Origin of the sequence: Rubinisphaera margarita, from assembly GCF_022267515.1 — a bacterium.
GTDB classification, from domain to species: Bacteria; Planctomycetota; Planctomycetia; order Planctomycetales; family Planctomycetaceae; genus Rubinisphaera; species Rubinisphaera margarita.
Genome location: NZ_JAKFGB010000020.1, coordinates 151,340 through 168,292 on the forward strand (window position 1 = coordinate 151,340; position 16,953 = coordinate 168,292).

13 protein-coding genes are annotated in these 16,953 nt (G+C 57.2%); 8 read left to right on the plus strand and 5 right to left on the minus strand.

The genetic code is table 11. From position 1 onward, the window contains the following. Positions 1-35: 35 nt before the first annotated feature. The 5 genes from L1A08_RS19275 (at position 36) to L1A08_RS19295 (ending at position 6,203) form a co-directional block, all read left to right on the plus strand. Positions 36-1,154 carry a glycosyltransferase family 4 protein gene (locus L1A08_RS19275; RefSeq protein ID WP_238758163.1) on the plus strand — a complete coding sequence of 373 codons (1,119 nt, stop codon included), beginning with the start codon at positions 36-38 and terminating at the stop codon, positions 1,152-1,154. Further along, complete coding sequence (locus L1A08_RS19280) at positions 1,151-2,269, plus strand: glycosyltransferase family 4 protein (protein WP_238758164.1); 1,119 nt, start codon at positions 1,151-1,153, stop codon at positions 2,267-2,269. The genes L1A08_RS19275 and L1A08_RS19280 overlap by 4 nt, the downstream gene beginning before the upstream one ends. Before the next feature lie 101 nt (positions 2,270-2,370). Beyond that, positions 2,371-2,847: a VOC family protein gene (locus L1A08_RS19285; protein WP_238758165.1), complete on the plus strand. Its 477-nt coding sequence runs from the start codon at positions 2,371-2,373 to the stop codon at positions 2,845-2,847. 113 nt (positions 2,848-2,960) lie between these two features. Then, positions 2,961-4,991, plus strand: a complete 2,031-nt coding sequence (locus tag L1A08_RS19290) for an ABC transporter ATP-binding protein (protein WP_238758166.1) — start codon at positions 2,961-2,963, stop codon at positions 4,989-4,991. Positions 4,992-5,258: 267 nt separating this feature from the next. Then, positions 5,259-6,203, plus strand: a complete 945-nt coding sequence (locus L1A08_RS19295) for a prenyltransferase/squalene oxidase repeat-containing protein (protein ID WP_238758167.1) — start codon at positions 5,259-5,261, stop codon at positions 6,201-6,203. A 53-nt stretch (positions 6,204-6,256) separates the two neighbouring features. Here the strand turns inward: L1A08_RS19295 and L1A08_RS19300 are convergent, their stop codons facing one another. After that, positions 6,257-7,027 (minus strand): class I SAM-dependent methyltransferase, encoded by a 771-nt coding sequence (locus tag L1A08_RS19300; protein ID WP_238758168.1) that lies wholly within the window; start codon positions 7,025-7,027, stop codon positions 6,257-6,259. A 254-nt stretch (positions 7,028-7,281) separates the two neighbouring features. On the opposite strand from L1A08_RS19300, the gene L1A08_RS19305 reads away from it, so the two are divergent. Continuing rightward, the gene (locus L1A08_RS19305) at positions 7,282-8,841 is read left to right on the plus strand and encodes an arylsulfatase (RefSeq protein ID WP_238758169.1); all 1,560 of its coding nucleotides are present in this window, start codon (positions 7,282-7,284) and stop codon (positions 8,839-8,841) included. Positions 8,842-9,076: 235 nt separating this feature from the next. Here L1A08_RS19305 and L1A08_RS19310 read toward each other — a convergent pair whose 3' ends face one another. The 4 genes from L1A08_RS19310 to L1A08_RS19325 form a co-directional block, all read right to left on the minus strand. Next, positions 9,077-9,547, minus strand: coding sequence for a hypothetical protein (locus tag L1A08_RS19310; RefSeq protein WP_238758170.1), 471 nt, complete (start codon positions 9,545-9,547; stop codon positions 9,077-9,079). Positions 9,548-9,736: 189 nt separating this feature from the next. Beyond that, on the minus strand, positions 9,737-10,693 hold the full coding sequence (locus L1A08_RS19315) for a DUF1559 domain-containing protein (protein WP_238758171.1): 957 nt from the start codon (positions 10,691-10,693) through the stop codon (positions 9,737-9,739). A gap of 263 nt (positions 10,694-10,956) precedes the next feature. After that, positions 10,957-11,595, minus strand: a complete 639-nt coding sequence (locus L1A08_RS19320; RefSeq protein ID WP_238758172.1) for a 3-keto-disaccharide hydrolase — start codon at positions 11,593-11,595, stop codon at positions 10,957-10,959. A 197-nt stretch (positions 11,596-11,792) separates the two neighbouring features. Continuing rightward, positions 11,793-13,511 (minus strand): hypothetical protein, encoded by a 1,719-nt coding sequence (locus tag L1A08_RS19325; protein WP_238758173.1) that lies wholly within the window; start codon positions 13,509-13,511, stop codon positions 11,793-11,795. A gap of 432 nt (positions 13,512-13,943) precedes the next feature. On the opposite strand from L1A08_RS19325, the gene L1A08_RS19330 reads away from it, so the two are divergent. Both L1A08_RS19330 and L1A08_RS19335 read left to right on the plus strand, forming a co-directional pair. Further along, entirely contained in the window at positions 13,944-15,758 is a 1,815-nt protein-coding gene (locus L1A08_RS19330) for a hypothetical protein (RefSeq protein ID WP_238758174.1), read from the plus strand. A gap of 151 nt (positions 15,759-15,909) precedes the next feature. After that, positions 15,910-16,884 carry a diacylglycerol/lipid kinase family protein gene (locus L1A08_RS19335; protein ID WP_238758175.1) on the plus strand — a complete coding sequence of 325 codons (975 nt, stop codon included), beginning with the start codon at positions 15,910-15,912 and terminating at the stop codon, positions 16,882-16,884. Positions 16,885-16,953: the final 69 nt, after the last annotated feature.

Sequence of the window (16,953 nt, forward strand, 5' to 3'; positions counted from 1 at the left end):
CCGCACGACGGTCGTCTGCGGCGCGAACGCTGCGGGTGGCCCTCATTCGGCAGCAGTTCCGACTCGATGGAGGTGGCGAACGGATCGTCGCCCAGATGGCGCGCGTGCTGCATGACCACGGTCACGATGTCACTCTCATTGCTCGCAAGTGGTCCGGGGCGGCTGGATCGGTCCTGAAATGCGATCCACCAAAGTGGACCCGCGTCCAGCGGGAACGACGTTTCGCTGAAGAAGCGATGCAGATCGCTCAACGGCAGAAGTTCGATCTGGTTCAGAGTCACGAACGTATTCCCGGCTGCCAGGTGTACCGGGCCGGCGACGGAGTGCATGCCAGCTGGCTTGAGCAGCGATCTCGGACGTTGTCCGGCTGGCGTCGCCGATTGCTACTGCGAAATAACTATCATCGTTACGTTATGCGTGCCGAGCGTCAGATGTTCGAGCATCCGAAACTCACCACAGTCATCTGCAACGCGAGAATGATTGCCGATGAGATCGTGGAGCGGTTCGAAATTGATCCGGCAAAACTGCAGGTCATCTACAACGGCGTCGATACCGATCGCTTTCATCCGGAACTGAAGTCTCATCGACAGCAGATCCGTGAGCAGTATCAGATCGAACCGGATTCCCCGCTGGCGGTCTTTGTTGGCTCAGGATGGGAACGCAAAGGGCTCGCCGTGCTGCTGAAAGCGATGCGCCAGGTTCCGGCAATGAACCTGATCGTCGTCGGGCGGGACAAGTCTCATCGGCAGTTCGAGAAGCAGGCGGAACAGTGCGGTATTGCTGCTCGCATTCGGTTTGCCGGCGTGCAGCCAGATGTGGCTCCCTATTACGGAGCAGCTGATCTGTTTGTTCTGCCAACACTCTACGATCCATTTCCTAATGCCGTGCTCGAAGCAATGGCCAGCGGGTTGCCGGTCCTTACCACGGACACCTGCGGCGGAGCCGAGTTTATCCGGGATGGAAACAGCGGCTACGTGCGGGATGCTCTCGATACGGACGGCTGGATCGACGCATTGCAGGCCTGCTGCGATTACGATCGCACTCAACAGATGGGGCGCGAATCCCGACGGATCGTCGAGCCGCACACAAGTCTAGCGATGCAACAGCAGTTGACTTCGCTCTATGAACGACTCTTGCAGGAAGCAAAATCATGACCGGTCGTCGCCTGAGAATCGTCCACACGGAAAGCTCTTGTGGCTGGGGTGGGCAGGAAGTTCGCATTCTGACCGAATCGCAGGGGATGCTCCGTCGCGGACACGATGTGCATCTTGTCTGCTGTCCGGAATCGATGATTGCCGAGAAGGCCGCCGATTATGACGTCCCGGTCACGACGCTGCCGATCCGCAAGCGAAACTTTCAGGGGCTGACGGCCGCTCGGATGTGGCTGACGCGAATCGAAGTCGACGTGATCAACACGCACAGTTCTTCCGACAGCTGGCTGTTTACTCTGGCCAGCCGGTCGCTGCTGCGACGCCCCCGCATTGTTCGCACGCGTCATATCGGAGCTCCGGTGAAGGCGAATCCGGGTTCGAACTGGATCTACGCCAATGGAGCCGATCATGTTGTCACGTGCGGGAACAATATGCGAAAGGCTTTGATCGATCGCAATGGTGTCTCGCCGGTTCGCTCAACTTCGATTCCGACCGGCATCGATCTGGAACGGTTCACGCCAGGCGACAAAACAACGGCCCGGGAAGCTCTCGGCCTGCCCGTCGATCGTAAGATCGTCGGAATCGTTGCCGCTCTCCGACGGGAGAAGGGGCATCAGTACCTGTGTGAAGCAACGCGGATGCTCGATCGCAAGGATTTCGACCTGCTGATTGTCGGGGACGGTTTGTCGAAAGATCTGCTCGACAAGTGGATCAGCGAGAACGGTCTGCAGGAACGGGTTCATCTGGCCGGAAACCAGAAGGATGTCGTGCCTTTTCTTTCGGCAATGGACATTTTTGTACTGCCATCATGGGGCATCGAAGGGGTGCCACAGAGTATCATGCAGGCCATGAGTTGCCGCCTCCCGGTCATTTCGACGACCGTAGGAAGTATCGAACAGGCGGTTCTGGATGGCAAAACCGGCCGACTCGTGCCGCCTCGCGATGCCCGAGCCCTGTCCGATGCCATGCAGTTCCTGCTCGATGACGAGCGTGTCTGTCAGCAGTATGCCGAAGCGGGGCGACAACGAGCAATTGAGGAGTTCAGCATCGATCGGATGCTCGATCGCATGGAGGCTGTGTTTCAAGACGTGATCCCGGTCCGGCGACAAGCGGCGTAGTTTTCGATCACTGAGGTGCCAGCAGGTGCGGGTGTCACCCTGGTCCCGGCAGTGACGATGCGCACTGGCTCGTGCCGGACGTATTCCGGAAAGCAAAGACCATGACCACAGCCTGGAAGCCGGATGGCTATCATTCCGTCACGCCCTATCTGGTGATTAAAAATGCTTCAGCGGCGATCGAATTCTATAAAAAGGCGTTCGCGGCGACCGATGTTCTGAAGCTCGAATCGGACGGCAAGATCGCCCATGCGGAGATCCAGATCGGCGATTCTCGCGTGATGCTCGCCGATGAGCATCCGGAGATGGGGGTTGTCGGCCCGAATCCAGAGCAGGGGACCTCGTATTCGCTGATGATTTACGTCCCGAACGTGGACGAAGTGTTTGAGACCGCTGTCGCGGCCGGAGCGGAGGCGACGCGAACCGTCACCGACATGTTCTACGGCGACCGCTCCGGCACATTGACCGATCCATTCGGCCATGTCTGGACGGTCTCGACGCATCAGGAAGACCTCTCTCAGGAAGAAGTCGATCGCCGATTTCTGGCGATGCAGAATGGTCTTTCTGGCGAGATTGTCTGAGCGAGAAGGTCTGGACGCGATTCGCGGACCTCGCCTATACTCCGCCGCCTGCCGGACCGGGACGGTCCAGGCAGATTTCATCATGAACTGTCATCGCACGGAAGCGGGATCTCATGTCGATTATTGAGGGTTTTGTAAAGGTCTGGCCATATCTCCGCCGTTATCGGGGACAGATCGGAATGTCGGTCGTCTTCGCCGTGCTCGTCGGGATCCTCTGGGGCGCCAATCTTTCCGTAATCTATCCCGTGACCACCGTCCTGATGGAAGGCAATCTGCAGGACTACGTCGAAGGGCAACTCACCGAGTTGCAGGACCAGACGGTTGTCACGGAGACTCAGATCTCCGCAATCGATGACGAACTCTCCACCGGGTCCCTCTCGGAACTGGAGAAGGTCCGTCGACTCGAAACCAGAGCCGAACATCAGGAACGAATAGCGAGGGCGACCAGAAGCATTCACTGGCTGAACTGGTCCAAGGCCCACCTGTTACCGTGGGTTCCGAAGGATCAGTTCAATACGGTCGCTCTGTTATTCGGACTGCTCGTGCTCGCCACGGCTCTCAAAGGACTCTGCATCTTTGCGCAGAATATGCTTGTCGGCAGCGTGGTCGAAAAAACGACCATCGACATGCGAAAGGCCTGCTTCCGCAAATGTCTGTCCCTTGATTACCAGACGTTGTCGCTCGAAGGCACTCCGACTTTAATGTCGCGGTTCACCTTCGACCTGCAGGAATTGTCTTACGGTCTGTCTCTTGTCGGCGGACGCATGGCTCGTGAGCCGGTGAAGGCGATTGCCTGTATGGGAGCCGCGTTCTTCGTGAACTGGCGTCTCACTCTGCTGTCGATGCTGTTCGTTCCGGTCGCCGCCTACATGTTCATGCGGTTTGGCAAGATGCTCAAGAAAGCCAGCCATCGAATGATGGACAGCATGTCTCGCATCTATCAGGTTCTCGAAGAAACCTTGAACTCAATGCGCGTCGTGATCGCCTTTGGAAACGGTCGACGCCATCGTCGGAAGTTCCATCAGGAGAATCAGGTCTACTACGAAAAGGCGATGCGAATTCGTCTGATCGATTCCTTTACGAACCCGATCGTCGAACTGCTCGGCATGGGAGCGATCTTCGTGACCGTTCTGCCGTGCATGTACCTGCTGCTGCGAAAGACGACGACGATCTGGGGAGTCCAACTCGCCGACGAGCCGCCCGATATCCCGACGTTAATGCTGCTTTACACTTTCCTGGTCGGAACAGTCGATCCGGTCCGGAAACTCTCCACGGTGTATTCGAAGCTGAAACGCTCCGTAGTCGCCGCCGATCGTGTGACCACCTTCCTGGCCAGCGATTCCCGCATTCAGGAACCGATTACGCCGCGAGTGATGCCCCGACATACCAAAGAAATCGAGTTTCAAAACATTCGATTCGCCTACGCCAGCAAGGAAGACTCGAATCGTCCGGACGCCCTGGCCGATGTTTCGCTACGGATCGAGTTCGGCGAGAAGATTGTGGTGGTCGGCAGCAACGGGTCCGGCAAGTCCACCCTGGTGAACCTGCTCCCGCGCTACTACGATCCGTATCGCGGCCGCATTCTGGTCGACGGCGTCGATATCCGCGAGGTTCCCCTGCGGGCGCTGCGAAGCCAGCTCGGCGTCGTAACTCAGGACACGTTCCTGTTCAACGATACGATCTACGAGAATATTCGTTATGGCAACGTTGAAGCGACACGGCAGGAGGTCGAAGAGGCTGCCCGACAGGCTGGCGTGACGCAGTTCATTGAACAGTTGCCCCAGGGCTTCGAAACGATGATTGGCGAAAAGGGCGCAGGTCTTTCCGGCGGTCAGCGACAGCGGATTTCGCTGGCTCGCGCATTGATCCGCAAGCCGTCGATTTTGATCCTCGATGAAGCGACCTCGGCCATCGATTCGCAGAGTGAGTATCACATTCAACAGGCGCTGAAGAATCTTTCCTTTGAATGCACGACGTTTATTGTCACCCATGCAGTCAACCGCTCCCTGCTCGATCTGGTTTCCCGGATTGCCGTGATGCACGAAGGAAAACTCGTTGCCTGTGGTCGACACGATCAGTTGCTCGAGACCTGTCCGATCTATCAGGATCTGTTCCACGCCCAGGTTCGTCAGAAGGCTGCTTAGAGCATTTTCGTGCTTCGCCTGCAGTCGCATGGGCGCCCATTTCCTGCCCTGCTCAGTTTGCTCCTGCAAACGCCTGCCGGCGAATTTCGAATCTGTTCCAGCCCGTCAAATCGAAGCGACTGAACTGCACGGTCAACCGTGATCGTGCAGCGCTGGACACGACGGCTGGATTCTCGCCGGCAGCCAGTCGGAACGGTTCGCTTTGCCGATCCCAGCTGTTACAGTGGGCTGCTTCCGCACGACCTGTTCCCCCGCTGAAACGGCCTCATGTCCCTTCCGTATCTAATCCAGCTCGCACAGACGATTCAGTCAGGACTCTCGAAGTATCCCCCCGATCGCTGGGACCGGCATCGTGAGTTTTTGCTGGCTCAGCAATGCTCGGACGGTGGCTTCCGTGGACGCGAAGGAGACAGCGATCTGTATTACACCGGCTTCGCCGTCCGGGCGCTGACACTGATTGACGGCCTGACAGCCGAACTGCTCCTGCAACTGGACGGTTACCTTCGCACAGAGATCGACCGCACATACAGCCCCGTCGATGTCCTCAACTGGATCGCGTGTGCCGTGGCCGTGGAAATGGCCGGCGGTCCTGCGCTGCTCTCCGACGACGTCAAAACCAGGGACTGGCTCGAACGGGTCTTCGCGGATCTCGATCAGCTGCGATGTGAAGACGGAGGTTACGCCAAGGGGCCGGAGGGAAAACTCGGCTCGACCTATCAGACATTTCTAGTCGTGATGACGCACGATCTTCTGGCGCGGCCGATTGAGAATCAGCAGGCCATCGTTGACTTCATGTTCGATCGCCAGCGAGACGACGGCGGCTTCGTTGAGATCGCACCGATGAAGCGCAGCGGAACCAATCCGACCGCGGCAGCCGTGGCGACACTCAAGCTGTTCAATGCCGTCGATTCGGCTCTGATTGCCGATGTCCGCGACTTCCTCAAGGATGTCGAACAGGACGACGGCGGCATCGCCGCCAACACGCGGATTCCGTTCGGCGATGTCCTTTCAACATTCACCGCCCTGGTCGCCAAACGCGACCTCAATCTCGACCCGGGCGGGCTGCTGTTTTCTGCTCAGGATTTCGTCAAGCAGGGACTCGAGTTTCCAACCGGTGGATTCCGAGCCGCCCTCTGGGACGAACAGGCCGATGTCGAGTACACCTACTATGCTCTCGGCGTCCTCGGTCTGACGGCGGCTATTCAGCAGTAGAAAATGGCTGGTAGCACGGCATCCCACGCAAATGCTTCAGATTGGGAGTTTGCTTAGCCCTGTTCTGGCAACGTGGCGGCGATGGTACAGAGGCCGTTGCTTTCTTCTTCCCGATCGACGGCGAACTTGTAGGCGATCAACGTGGCACGGATATCAGCGAGCGAAAGACGCAGCTTGTTGTAGCTCGATTTTTGCAGGTCCCACCCCTCGGCGGTTTTGCTCAGAATCATGTCGTGCACGCTGACACGAGTGGGCAGATACTCCAGGAACGTCAGCATCAGTTTTTCCTCTTCCATTCGCACCGGGAGAATGCGATCGGTTCCACTGCGATCTTCTGACAAATCCCGGAACGTAAAGACGAGGCGCCCGTTTTCTTTGAGCCGATAGTCGCGCAGATGCTCGATCAGGGTGAAAACCTTTGCGGTCGACTGCAGATGAGTCAGCGTGTCACCCATGCAGACGATGACGTCGAACCGATCAGCCGCCTCGGACTGTCCGGCATGACGGAGCAAGTCTGCCTGTACGGTTTCGACGGGAAGATCACCGCTGCGCTCTCGGACCTCCTCCAGGAGCGTCGAACTGACATCAACGGCAGTGACGCTGAGCCCGCGGCGCGCCAGAGCAATCGTCTGGATGCCGGAACCGCAACCTAGATCCAGGGCAGTCCCCTGCGTCGGAAGATTCAGGCTGTCGAACAGTTCTGAAGCCTGATTCACTCGCTCGTCGAAGTCGCCGAGCATCCAGCTGTAATTCTCGGCCAGGAGTGACTCATAGTGATCGTGGATCTGCTGAGTCTGTTCCGACCATTCGTGTGTCGATTCCATCAGTACTCCATTCCACCGCTGCGCGGATGAGGCTTCTCGGGGGTCTCTCTTCAACGTAACGCATTCCGTATCGACAACAAGGGGCCTGACATGGAAGTGCTATGATTGAATTCTCTCTCTCAACCCTGCAAGATACCGAGACGTCCCATCGGCGTTCGCTTAACCGTATGTCCGGGTGAAAGCGATCTGTCGCCTGAAACGCTCCATTTAGCGCGGACGAAATGGTTACCTTCAATGGCTCTAAGGATAAACCCATGCTGCGAATTCTCGCTTTCCTGCTGTTGCCGCTGACTCTTGTATCGCAGTCAACCGCAGCGGAGCCCCGTCCGAACATCGTGCTGATCATGGCCGATGACCTGGGGTTTGCCGATCTGGGATGTTACGGCTCGGAGATCGAGACGCCGAATCTTGATCGACTCGCTGGAGACGGTTTGCGATTCACCCAATTCTACAACACGGCCAAATGCCATTCTTCGCGAGTGTCGCTGCTCACCGGGCTCTACTGCGATCAGGCGGGAAGCGAGAAGCTCTCACGCGGAGCCACGATCGCCGAAGTCCTGCGGCCTGCCGGATACTCCACGGCTATGGTCGGCAAGTGGCATCTGAGCCAGCAGCCGACTGACTTCGGTTTTCAGCGTTATTGGGGCCATCTTTCCGGAGCGACGAATTTCTTCACCGGCGATGACACCTTCCGGTTGAACGGCGAAGAATGGACCGTACCCGCGAAACTCAACGGACGTCCGTTTTACACCACGCATGCGATCGCGGATTATGGCATCCAGTTCATCGATGAGATGCGGAAGACCGAGGATCCGTTCCTGCTTTACGTCGCTTTCAATGCACCGCACTACCCGCTGCAGGCTCCTCAGAAGGACGTTGAAAAGTACGACGGGAAGTACGATGCCGGCTGGGATCAGGTGCGCCGGGAACGTCACGCCCGTCAGCTCGAAATGGGATTGCTGCCGGCGAAGTGGGAACTGAGCCCGCGTCCGGAGCATGTGCCTGCCTGGGATTCACTCTCTCAGGAGGAGCAGCAATGGGAAGCGGATCGGATGGAAGTCTTCGCGGCTATGGTCGATGTGCTTGATCAGAATGTTGGCCGACTGGTGAGTCATCTGCAGGAGACCGGCGAATTCGAAAACACGTTGTTCCTGTTCTGTTCCGATAACGGAGCCTGTCCCTTCGAGAGAACGCGCGGCCGCAATCTGAAGCCGTGGGATCCCGCCTCTTACTGGACTTACGATGCCAGCTGGGCTCATGTCGGAAACACGCCGTTTCGGTTGTATAAGCAGAATCAGCATGAAGGCGGGATCTCATCGCCGTTGATCGTCCATTGGCCGGCAGGATTGAAAGCCGAGAAGAATTCCATCACCGATCAGCCGGGACATCTGATCGACTTCATGGCAACGTTCGTCGATATCGCCGCTGCCGAATATCCCGAACAGATCGGAGATCGCGACATCGATCCGCTGCAGGGGAAGTCGTTGCGGCCGATCTTCGCCGGCAAGCAGCGCGAGCCGCACGAGACGCTCTACTTTCACTTCAGCACCGACCGGGCACTGCGTCAGGGCGAATGGAAACTGGTTTCGGCCAAGCTCGGGAAGTGGGAACTCTATAACCTGAAAAACGATCGCACGGAACTGCACGACGTGAGCGATCAACATCCCGACCGCGTCGAAGCGATGGCCAGCGAATGGTTCCGTCTGGCCGAAGAAGTCGATCGGCTTTCCAAGAAGCAGCTGAAGCCTGTGACCAACAAACGGAAGCCTCTCTCGTTCCGAAAGGATACGAGTGAGCAACTGAAGAAGAATTAGAGCATTCATGCTTCTCCTGCAGCCGCATGGGCGCCAACATTCTGCAATGCTGAGTTTGCTCTAGCGTCCGGTGAGTTCGATTCTCAACGGGAATCGCGTGAGGAAGGTCTTCCCGGTTTGCGGCCTTCGTTTGCGTCCGAGGTTGAGATCGCCTCAGTCACCCGGGTGGACTCCACAAAAAAAAGTCCCCGCCTCTTCCGGAGATGCGGGGACTTTTCGATTCGGGACCAAACGCTTATGGTTCGTTTGCTCGGCGGCGGCGAGGATCTTCGCCTTCGTAGCGGTTTACACCTTCAGCTTCCTCCGGAACAGCGAAGTCGACGTTATCCGCGTCGTCTTTCGGAAGATCCTGCTTCATCTCGTAGCCGATGAAGTAGGTCGTGACCGGTTCGACCTCCACAGTTTCGTCTTCGACCTGTTCGGGACGTTTCTCGTAGGCGGTAATCAGAGCCAGATACGGACCGCCGGTCACGCCCTTACCGGGAGCCGTCCCCGTATCGTACTTTCCGTCCACGATCTCGGCGTACCCTTTAGGGCCGGTGTTCCCCCCTTCGGCATCGGGGACAAACTCAATTTGTCCGTAGGTGATCGGCTGGCCTTTGTAAGTCACCGTGCCGGAATAGTCGTAAATGTCGACCGAGCTTCCGCCACAGCCGACAACAGTTGCAGTCAACGCCAGGCAGGCGACAACTCTCAAGGTGTGCATCTTCTTCCTTCCGGTTGATAAAGACTTCCAGAGCGTCCGAGGGGCGCTCCGGAAGTCTGTGTGAGCGTTCAGAGTGGAGGCCATCGGATTAGAGCATTTTCATGCTTCTCCTGCAGTCGCCTGGGCGCCAATCCCCTGCCGTGCTGAGTTTGACCCGGCAAACGCCTGCAGTCGAATCTTGAATTTGCTCTAGAACTCGCCGATCACCATCTCATCCTGCATGTCGGCGAGGTTTTTGTAGGTTTCGAAGTCCATGTTTTGCGACAGGAAGCGTACGCTGGCGTCTCCCATCAGGAACTGAGCTCCGCCATCGTGCTGGCTGCTGGCCCCGACATCATTGAACTTCCAGAGCGGATCGGCACTGATGTACGTGGAAGGTCGCTGGTTGATCGTCTGTTTCACATTCTTGCAGCAGTACATGGCCGCGTTAGCCCCGGAGCTGCTGGCTCCCTGATGCCAGGGACGGAAGGTTTTGGTGCCGTTCGTTTCCGGACGTCCCGAATATTCCCCCACGAGCAGAGTGTTGGTTGTGCCGTCGACAATATCCGAGAAGTTTCGGTTCTCGTTCATCGTCAGGATTCCGCATTTCGCGATCCCGCCGTGGCTGTTCGTGCTGCTCCCGGCGAATTCATGATTTCGCGTGGGGCTGGTGCCAGCGATGGGGCCGAATGGGCCGGCGATTCCCAGATAATGCACGGCCCACTGGCCGGCTTCGTTGGATTCATGATCGACGTTGCGGGCGCTCGGGCAGTAATAGCCGTCGACCTTGTTCATGGCCGCGTCTTCGTTGACCTGGACGTCGTAGAACAGATCGAAATCGAACTGATCGTGCAGGGCGCTTTCTTCCATCATCGGCAGGATCTGCACATGCCAGCTGAAGTTGTTGGTTTGTCGCTGTTCACCGGAGCCGACTGTCGGCTGACCCATTGCTCCCTGCGGGAACGTCTTGTGGGTGTCGTGGTAATTATGGAGCGCCAACCCCAGCTGCTTCAGGTTGTTCTTACAGCTGCTGCGTCGGGCGGCTTCGCGGGCCTGCTGAACAGCGGGCAGGAGCAGAGCAACCAGAATGGCGATGATCGCGATGACGACCAGGAGCTCGATCAGCGTGAAGCCCCTGCGAGTTCGATTGGCGTGAATTACTGGCATCTTGAAATTTCCTCCGAGCGAAAGACTGGAACGGAATAACGAACTTCAATCGACTGATTGACTGGATGTGGGAAAGGAGTCCTCTGGCGATACAGAGTGCCTGGCTTCAGGACAGAATTGTCTCGGGTCTTAGTGCTGATCCGAAAACCTCTTCGACTGAGGTGAGTCAACAGGTTTTCGGACAAGCTCTAAAAACAGGAATCGGCTATTCCAGAATAGCCATTTGTGCATCTGGAGACAGCCGATTCCTTTGAGGTTGAGAACTATTCTGATAAAGGTTTGATACGCATTTTGCGGAACTGAACCCCACCGCCGTGGCCGCAGAGGCGCAGGTAACCGGAGTCCCGCTTCAGGCCCGGATGTTCCTTGCCGTCGATTGATTTCCCGTCCGGGGCGGCCTCATCCAGGTTTGCGTCGACGATGACCTGATCATTGACCGTCACCTTGATGTGGCGACCATCGACGACGATTTCCTGAGTGTTCCATTCCCCCGGTGGTTTCAGGGATCCCTGTTTGGCGGCGACGATTCCGTAGACAGAACCGTGGTGCTGCCAGTCTTGAATGTCATCGTATTTCGGATGGGAATCTTCCAGGCACTGAATCTCCATTCCGCTGTAGGCAGCGTTCTGCCCGCGAGCCGAACGAATCCCGATGCCGCTGTTGGCGCCGGGGGATTGCTTGAATTCAAAGCGGAGAACGAAGTCGTCAAATTCCTGGCCGATGTAACAGCCATCGCCGTCCAGGTACCCTTGGTCGGTCACGATGATGCTGTCTTCCCAGAGGTGCTTGCCCTCTTTGGGCATCAGGGAGAAGAAACCTTTCTCCACCTTCTCGGCCAGGCCGATCTGGACGGTTCCAAACAACAGAATCATTGGCAGGAGAGTTTGAGTCAGTCGAATCATGCAGCGGTTCCATTCACTTAAGGTCGTTTTTTCGAAGTCGAGCCCGAACTTCTCATTCAATACTACTGATCTGTTGTTTTAACCTAACGACGTAAAAAAAACGAGATTGCCGCACAGATTTCGGCAATCTCGCATTAAGTTGTCAGAATTCGGTCGAAGAGGCTTGTCGAAAGCTCACAATCCTCTCCGGTTGAAACCTAGAAGGCGTTACCACCCTGGATGCGCTGGAAGAACGCAGCCATCGAGGCACCCGCCTGGAAGGTTTCGATCGGAATCCGGAGTTGGCCGGAACAGCCCCGATCGGTTGTGCTGACCGACATACCGATGTAGCTGCGCTGAACTTCGAGATCCTTCAGCGATTCCTGATCGAACGGCATCGGCGGCAGATTGGGAGCATCGGCTGCGATTTCCAGAGCCTGCTTAATCATCGACTGCAGGTCAATCAGCGCGACGAAGTTCGCTTTCCCCAGCGGAGCCAGGTCGCGGGTGAGCACTTCGTCATCTCCGGCCGCTCCGGCTTTGTAAGCCTCGATCGCGTTTTCCATCGCTTCGGTTTCACCGCCCATCGTCTGGATGTAGGTGCCGTCTTCGAGGTACGCAATTCGGGTTTCGATGGTGTCGCCACCATAAAGGAACTGATTCATCTGAGCCTGAAGTCCACCGAACTGCTGATTGTCATCAACAATCTGGCGAGTGGTCAGCAGGTCGACATCAACGCCTTCGATCTCTTCGTGCGATTTCTCGAGGCTCATTTCCTGCTTCACGCCGGAAATATCGAGTCCGTCCATCAGCTCAGCCGTCTTTGCCAGGAAGGCCCGGAACTTGTCGCTGGGCGAAGCTGAGCCGGTCACAACCGTTCGCAGCAGACCCGATTCGAGATTGCCCAGAGAGAACGACGCGCTGCTGTCCTGGAACTTGACGGCCTTAATGTCCTTGCTCAGACCTTCCCATTTGGCCTTTTCTTCATCATCCATCTCCAGCATCTGCGGCAGCAGTCCCATGCCCCAGGCATTCAACCCGGTCAGGTCGCCATTGATGCTCCAGTAGGCCAACTGGTCGGCCGGGAGTTTCTTGAGTGTCTTCGGTTCCGAAGCCGGGTGAGCCTTCAGGAATTTGGCCGCACGGGATCCTTCAGCAAACTGCAGGTATTCTTCGAGTTCAAAGCCGTCGGCGGCGAGTGTGACCGAAAGACAGTAGCCTTCAGAATCTTCGACAGCGACAACGAGCTTGTCGGCGGCTTTGCCCAGCAGGTCGGTCAGGAATTCCAAATTCACGCCCGGCACTTCGAGCATTTCGCCCTGGGCTTCAGAGAGCCCTTCCATCATTTCTTCCCGCATCTCGTCGAGCCGGTCTTTGTAGGTCTCCTTGAGGACGACCAGGTTGACGCCGATGGCGATGTGAGAGTTCTCGAACATCCCGACAACTTCTTCCGAGGCCACAGCGGCGGCTGATTCCGACGTGCGGGATTCGAGGTGCTTCTTGATCGTTTCGATCGCGTCTTCGTCATCGCTGTAGATGCCATAATCATCGTGAGCGACGAATGAGTACGATTTGTCGAGCGCTTCGGACATCGCGTCGGTATCCGTGGCGGGAATCACGAAGACCACGGCTGGATCTTCATCTTCCTGAACGAAGACGGCGGCCCACCAGTCGCGGCTCTGATCCACACCCTGCATCGTGGGGTTGGAAATGGCCACGCCGAGCATGCCCGCCTGGCCAAGGACCATCGAGCCATAGCCCTGTTGAACGGAGTCGATGAAACTCGAAGCCTGCTTCAGTGTCTTCTGCGGAGCCATCAGCTTGATCACGGCTGCTGATGAGCTGGGGATCAGTTCGGGCCCGTCGGCCGCCTTCACGCTCGGAACGATTAACAGCAAGCTCAGGCAGCAAAGTCCCAGTCGGTACATCATACGCATTGCGAAATCCTTTTTAGAGTAGCGTGTCGCGTCTGGTTTCCATCCACCTGCGCTGCAGTATCACGTTCACCGGAACGCAGGTGCATTGAGTATAACGGGTGGCGGCGTTCTTGGGATCATGAGGCGCGACGAATTTTAACTGATCGATCCCGGTCGCCTAATCGTTCAATCACTGAAAGTTTTGCTGAGAGCACCCGTTTCCCTGCCCGGTGAATCAGCGCTGAACTGCGCAGGTCAGCTGTTCGCTCTAACAGACGCGGCTACGCCGCAGTTGTCGTATTTCTCCCAGTTCGTGGAGCTGACCTTCTTCAATTTCTGCTAGAATGGGGTAGCGGTCAATCCCAATTCCGCGATAACCTCCCGGCTCATCCCGCCCGCGTGACCTCCTCGTCTTCACCGAACTTTTTTCTGTTTCTCACGAAGAACAGGATCATGAAACGGATCTTCCTCCCGCATTTTCTACCCTTCGATTCGCTCGACGGATTCAAGAAACGACTCGTTTTCTCGATGTTGACCCTCTGCGCGCTCACCTCGCCCGGGTCGGCTCAGGATTCACCGCCCGAATTGCCGGCTGCGGTCGACGTCGACCAGGAAGCCGAAGAGCTGCAGAAACGGCGGGATATCGCCGTCGCGCTCAACTATTGCCGAGCGTCCTTCCATCGCATTCGCAAGTACCCTACGCAGCAGGTGATGGACGAAGAGCAGGAGAAGATTCTCAATAATCTGAACCTGAGCGGCATCAAGAATCCGGAGATCATTCGGCTCTATACCGAAGTGCTCGACGAAATCGGGCAGATGCAGCTCAGTGAAAAAGAGACCGAGCTGTTCGACGTCAAATACAAGCGGTCGCTGCGCCAGGAGCTGGCGTTCGATTCGCTCGCCGTGGGCCTCGATCTGCTGACGGCTCAGTACATCGGAGCGGTTCGGACCGGAGCGGCGAGCTGGTGGGATTACCGCAACTTCAAATGGACGCGGGACAACGAAGTCTTCAAGCTCGAAAAAGCTCGGGTGAACTCGGTTGTGCAGAAGTCGTCTCACTTCCTCGATACCTTCTGGAAGCTCTGTCAGGAGCATCAGATCCCCGACCGCTGGCTGGTTCGTTCCACTGATCTGGATCAGCTGGAAATCGCGATGAACGAACCCAATCCGGAGGTGCGTCTCCGCATTCTCCAGCGGATGGAACCGTTCATGGAATGCTACCCCCCGTACTGGTACTATCTGGCCCGGTCTCATCAGGCCACCGGAGAACTGGTCGCTTCCCTCCGCGACTACGGCCAGCTCGAGCACCTGGGCACGCATCACTTCCGTCGGGATGACATGCTGGCCAGTGCGTTCGCCAATCAGGCTGTGATTCAGTCGTATCTCAATGAAGGCGACGCCGTCCAGACCGCCCGAAACGCGCTGTCGTATTCGACTGACGTCTGGGAAGCGAATCTGGCCTGTGCCCGCATTCTGCAGCGGGCCGGCGATCTGGCTGCGGCTGAAGACGCCATTCTACGCAATCTCGATGTCGGACTCGAAGAAGAACAGAGTACCGTCACGCTGCTTACGTTCTACCACGATACCGGAAACAATACCCAGCTGGCCCGTCGTCTGTCCGACAGCAAAACACTGGCCCATGTGCCGCCGCCGGTACTGATTCGATTCGCATCGCAACTCTCGGAAGAGGAAACTCCCCCGATTGTCTGGACGGCGCTGGCGTCCTCCGTGCGGATCTATCCGCAACTCGGCTTCGGCAACGACGATGTCATCATGGCCTGCCATCCGGTCTGGCGGATCGATCGCAGCAAACTCGCTCTCGTGCGGGACGACGGCAGCAAAGTCGCAGGGGAATATACTCGCCACGGCGATATCGATGTCGTGCGGTTCCCCAAAGTGGCCGATTTCGGCGGATACGTGACCGGGCCCTCGGCATTCCCTCAGTTGAAACTCGACCTGCAGTACGGCGATGCCAACCCGATTCAGCTCGCCTTTTCCGATGAAACCCAGTCGGAAGAAGGACTCAGTCCGACCTCTGTTGCCGCACGCAACACCAGTGATCCCCGAAGCTATCATCTCGTTTCGGCTCAGTGGGGCGATCGAAACATCGCAGTGATTCGCGATTACCCTCGCACAGCCGCGATTTATCAGCCTGTGCGTTCGTTCGCCACAGCGGCTGCAATCGGCTCCAAAGCGGCTGACGAGGTGAAATCGGCTGAACAGAAAGAACAACAGCCGGCCGACGGGGACGACACAACGATCCGCTGATCGAGTCCTCGAAATCGTGGGAATTTAAGCGTCCTGTCGCCGGTGAACGGCTTTTCGGTCTGGCGTTTTCGCCGCTCTCCACTATCGTCCAGATTTGACCGACACGGAAGAGCCGTCAGAATGAAGACGGATTCCGGGAGAGTGAGGAGAGATGAGCAACCATCCGAAACAGGTCGTGATTTCGAAGAACCCCTACTCCGGGTCCGGCCTGCGCGAACCGCAATTGATGCGGCTGACCAAACGTCTGAGTGAGCTTGGGCTGGAGCCGTGTGTCTTCACCGATCGTGATGCGCTCAAGCAGGAACTCGAGAACGAGACCTTCCGCAAAGAGACTCGCTGCATTGTCGCCGCCGGCGGAGATGGCACTGTCGACGACATGATCAACCGTTATCCCGGCGTCCCGCTGGCTGTGCTGCCCATGGGAACGGAGAACCTGCTCGCCAAGTATTTCGACATGCCGCGTCATGGTGGCGAAGTCGCCGAGATGATCGCCGAGGGACATATCGAGCCGATGGATGTCGGCATGGTCAACAAGCATCGCTTTGCAGTAATGGCCAGTTGTGGATTCGATGCCGAAGTGATCTATCAGGCTCATCTGGCCCGCTCGGGGCGAATCACCAAGCTGCACTACGTTCGGCCGATCTGGAAAACGATCCGCACGTTCCCGGGGTATCGATTAACAGTCACGTCGCCGGACCTGCCAGAACCTGCTGAGTGTGACATGGCGGTGGTCTCGAACATCTCCCGGTACGCCTCGAATCTGCCGGTGAATCCCAATTCCCGTCACGATGACGGTCTGCTGAGTGTCTGCCTGTTCGCATCAGCCCGGCCCGTTGATCTGATCAGTTACTCGATTCAAGGGTTTCTCACCCGTTCGATTCGATCCACGAAGATCCGCCGGTTTTTGACGACTTCCCTGTCGATCGATGCCGACCAGCCAGTTCGTTTTCAGGCGGACGGAGAATCGATTGGGCATACAGCGTGTGAGGTCTCGATTCTCCCGGCCTCATTAAGCCTGGTTGTGCCCGCACGCTGGGTCGAGAAATCGCGGAATACGGGACACTCAGAAGTCCGAGCCGTCCCTTTGCAGCAGCTTCCGCCACTGCCGGTCGGTCAACCAGAGTAGGCCGATGTCGGGTTAAGAGGCGTTCGTTGAAACCAGCACGTGCACAGGAAACGAACATGGCCACGCGAT

Bases quoted from the DNA above. Each gene is read 5' to 3' on its own strand.
- L1A08_RS19280 (WP_238758164.1), top strand. From the start codon at position 1,151: ATGACCGGTCGTCGCCTGAGAATCGTCCACACGGAAAGCTCTTGTGGC.
- L1A08_RS19285 (WP_238758165.1), top strand. From the start codon at position 2,371: ATGACCACAGCCTGGAAGCCGGATGGCTATCATTCCGTCACGCCCTAT.
- L1A08_RS19290 (WP_238758166.1), top strand. From the start codon at position 2,961: ATGTCGATTATTGAGGGTTTTGTAAAGGTCTGGCCATATCTCCGCCGT.
- L1A08_RS19295 (WP_238758167.1), top strand. From the start codon at position 5,259: ATGTCCCTTCCGTATCTAATCCAGCTCGCACAGACGATTCAGTCAGGA.
- L1A08_RS19300 (WP_238758168.1), bottom strand. From the start codon at position 7,027: ATGGAATCGACACACGAATGGTCGGAACAGACTCAGCAGATCCACGAT.
- L1A08_RS19305 (WP_238758169.1), top strand. From the start codon at position 7,282: ATGCTGCGAATTCTCGCTTTCCTGCTGTTGCCGCTGACTCTTGTATCG.
- L1A08_RS19310 (WP_238758170.1), bottom strand. From the start codon at position 9,547: ATGCACACCTTGAGAGTTGTCGCCTGCCTGGCGTTGACTGCAACTGTT.
- L1A08_RS19315 (WP_238758171.1), bottom strand. From the start codon at position 10,693: ATGCCAGTAATTCACGCCAATCGAACTCGCAGGGGCTTCACGCTGATC.
- L1A08_RS19320 (WP_238758172.1), bottom strand. From the start codon at position 11,595: ATGATTCGACTGACTCAAACTCTCCTGCCAATGATTCTGTTGTTTGGA.
- L1A08_RS19325 (WP_238758173.1), bottom strand. From the start codon at position 13,511: ATGCGTATGATGTACCGACTGGGACTTTGCTGCCTGAGCTTGCTGTTA.
- L1A08_RS19330 (WP_238758174.1), top strand. From the start codon at position 13,944: ATGAAACGGATCTTCCTCCCGCATTTTCTACCCTTCGATTCGCTCGAC.
- L1A08_RS19335 (WP_238758175.1), top strand. From the start codon at position 15,910: ATGAGCAACCATCCGAAACAGGTCGTGATTTCGAAGAACCCCTACTCC.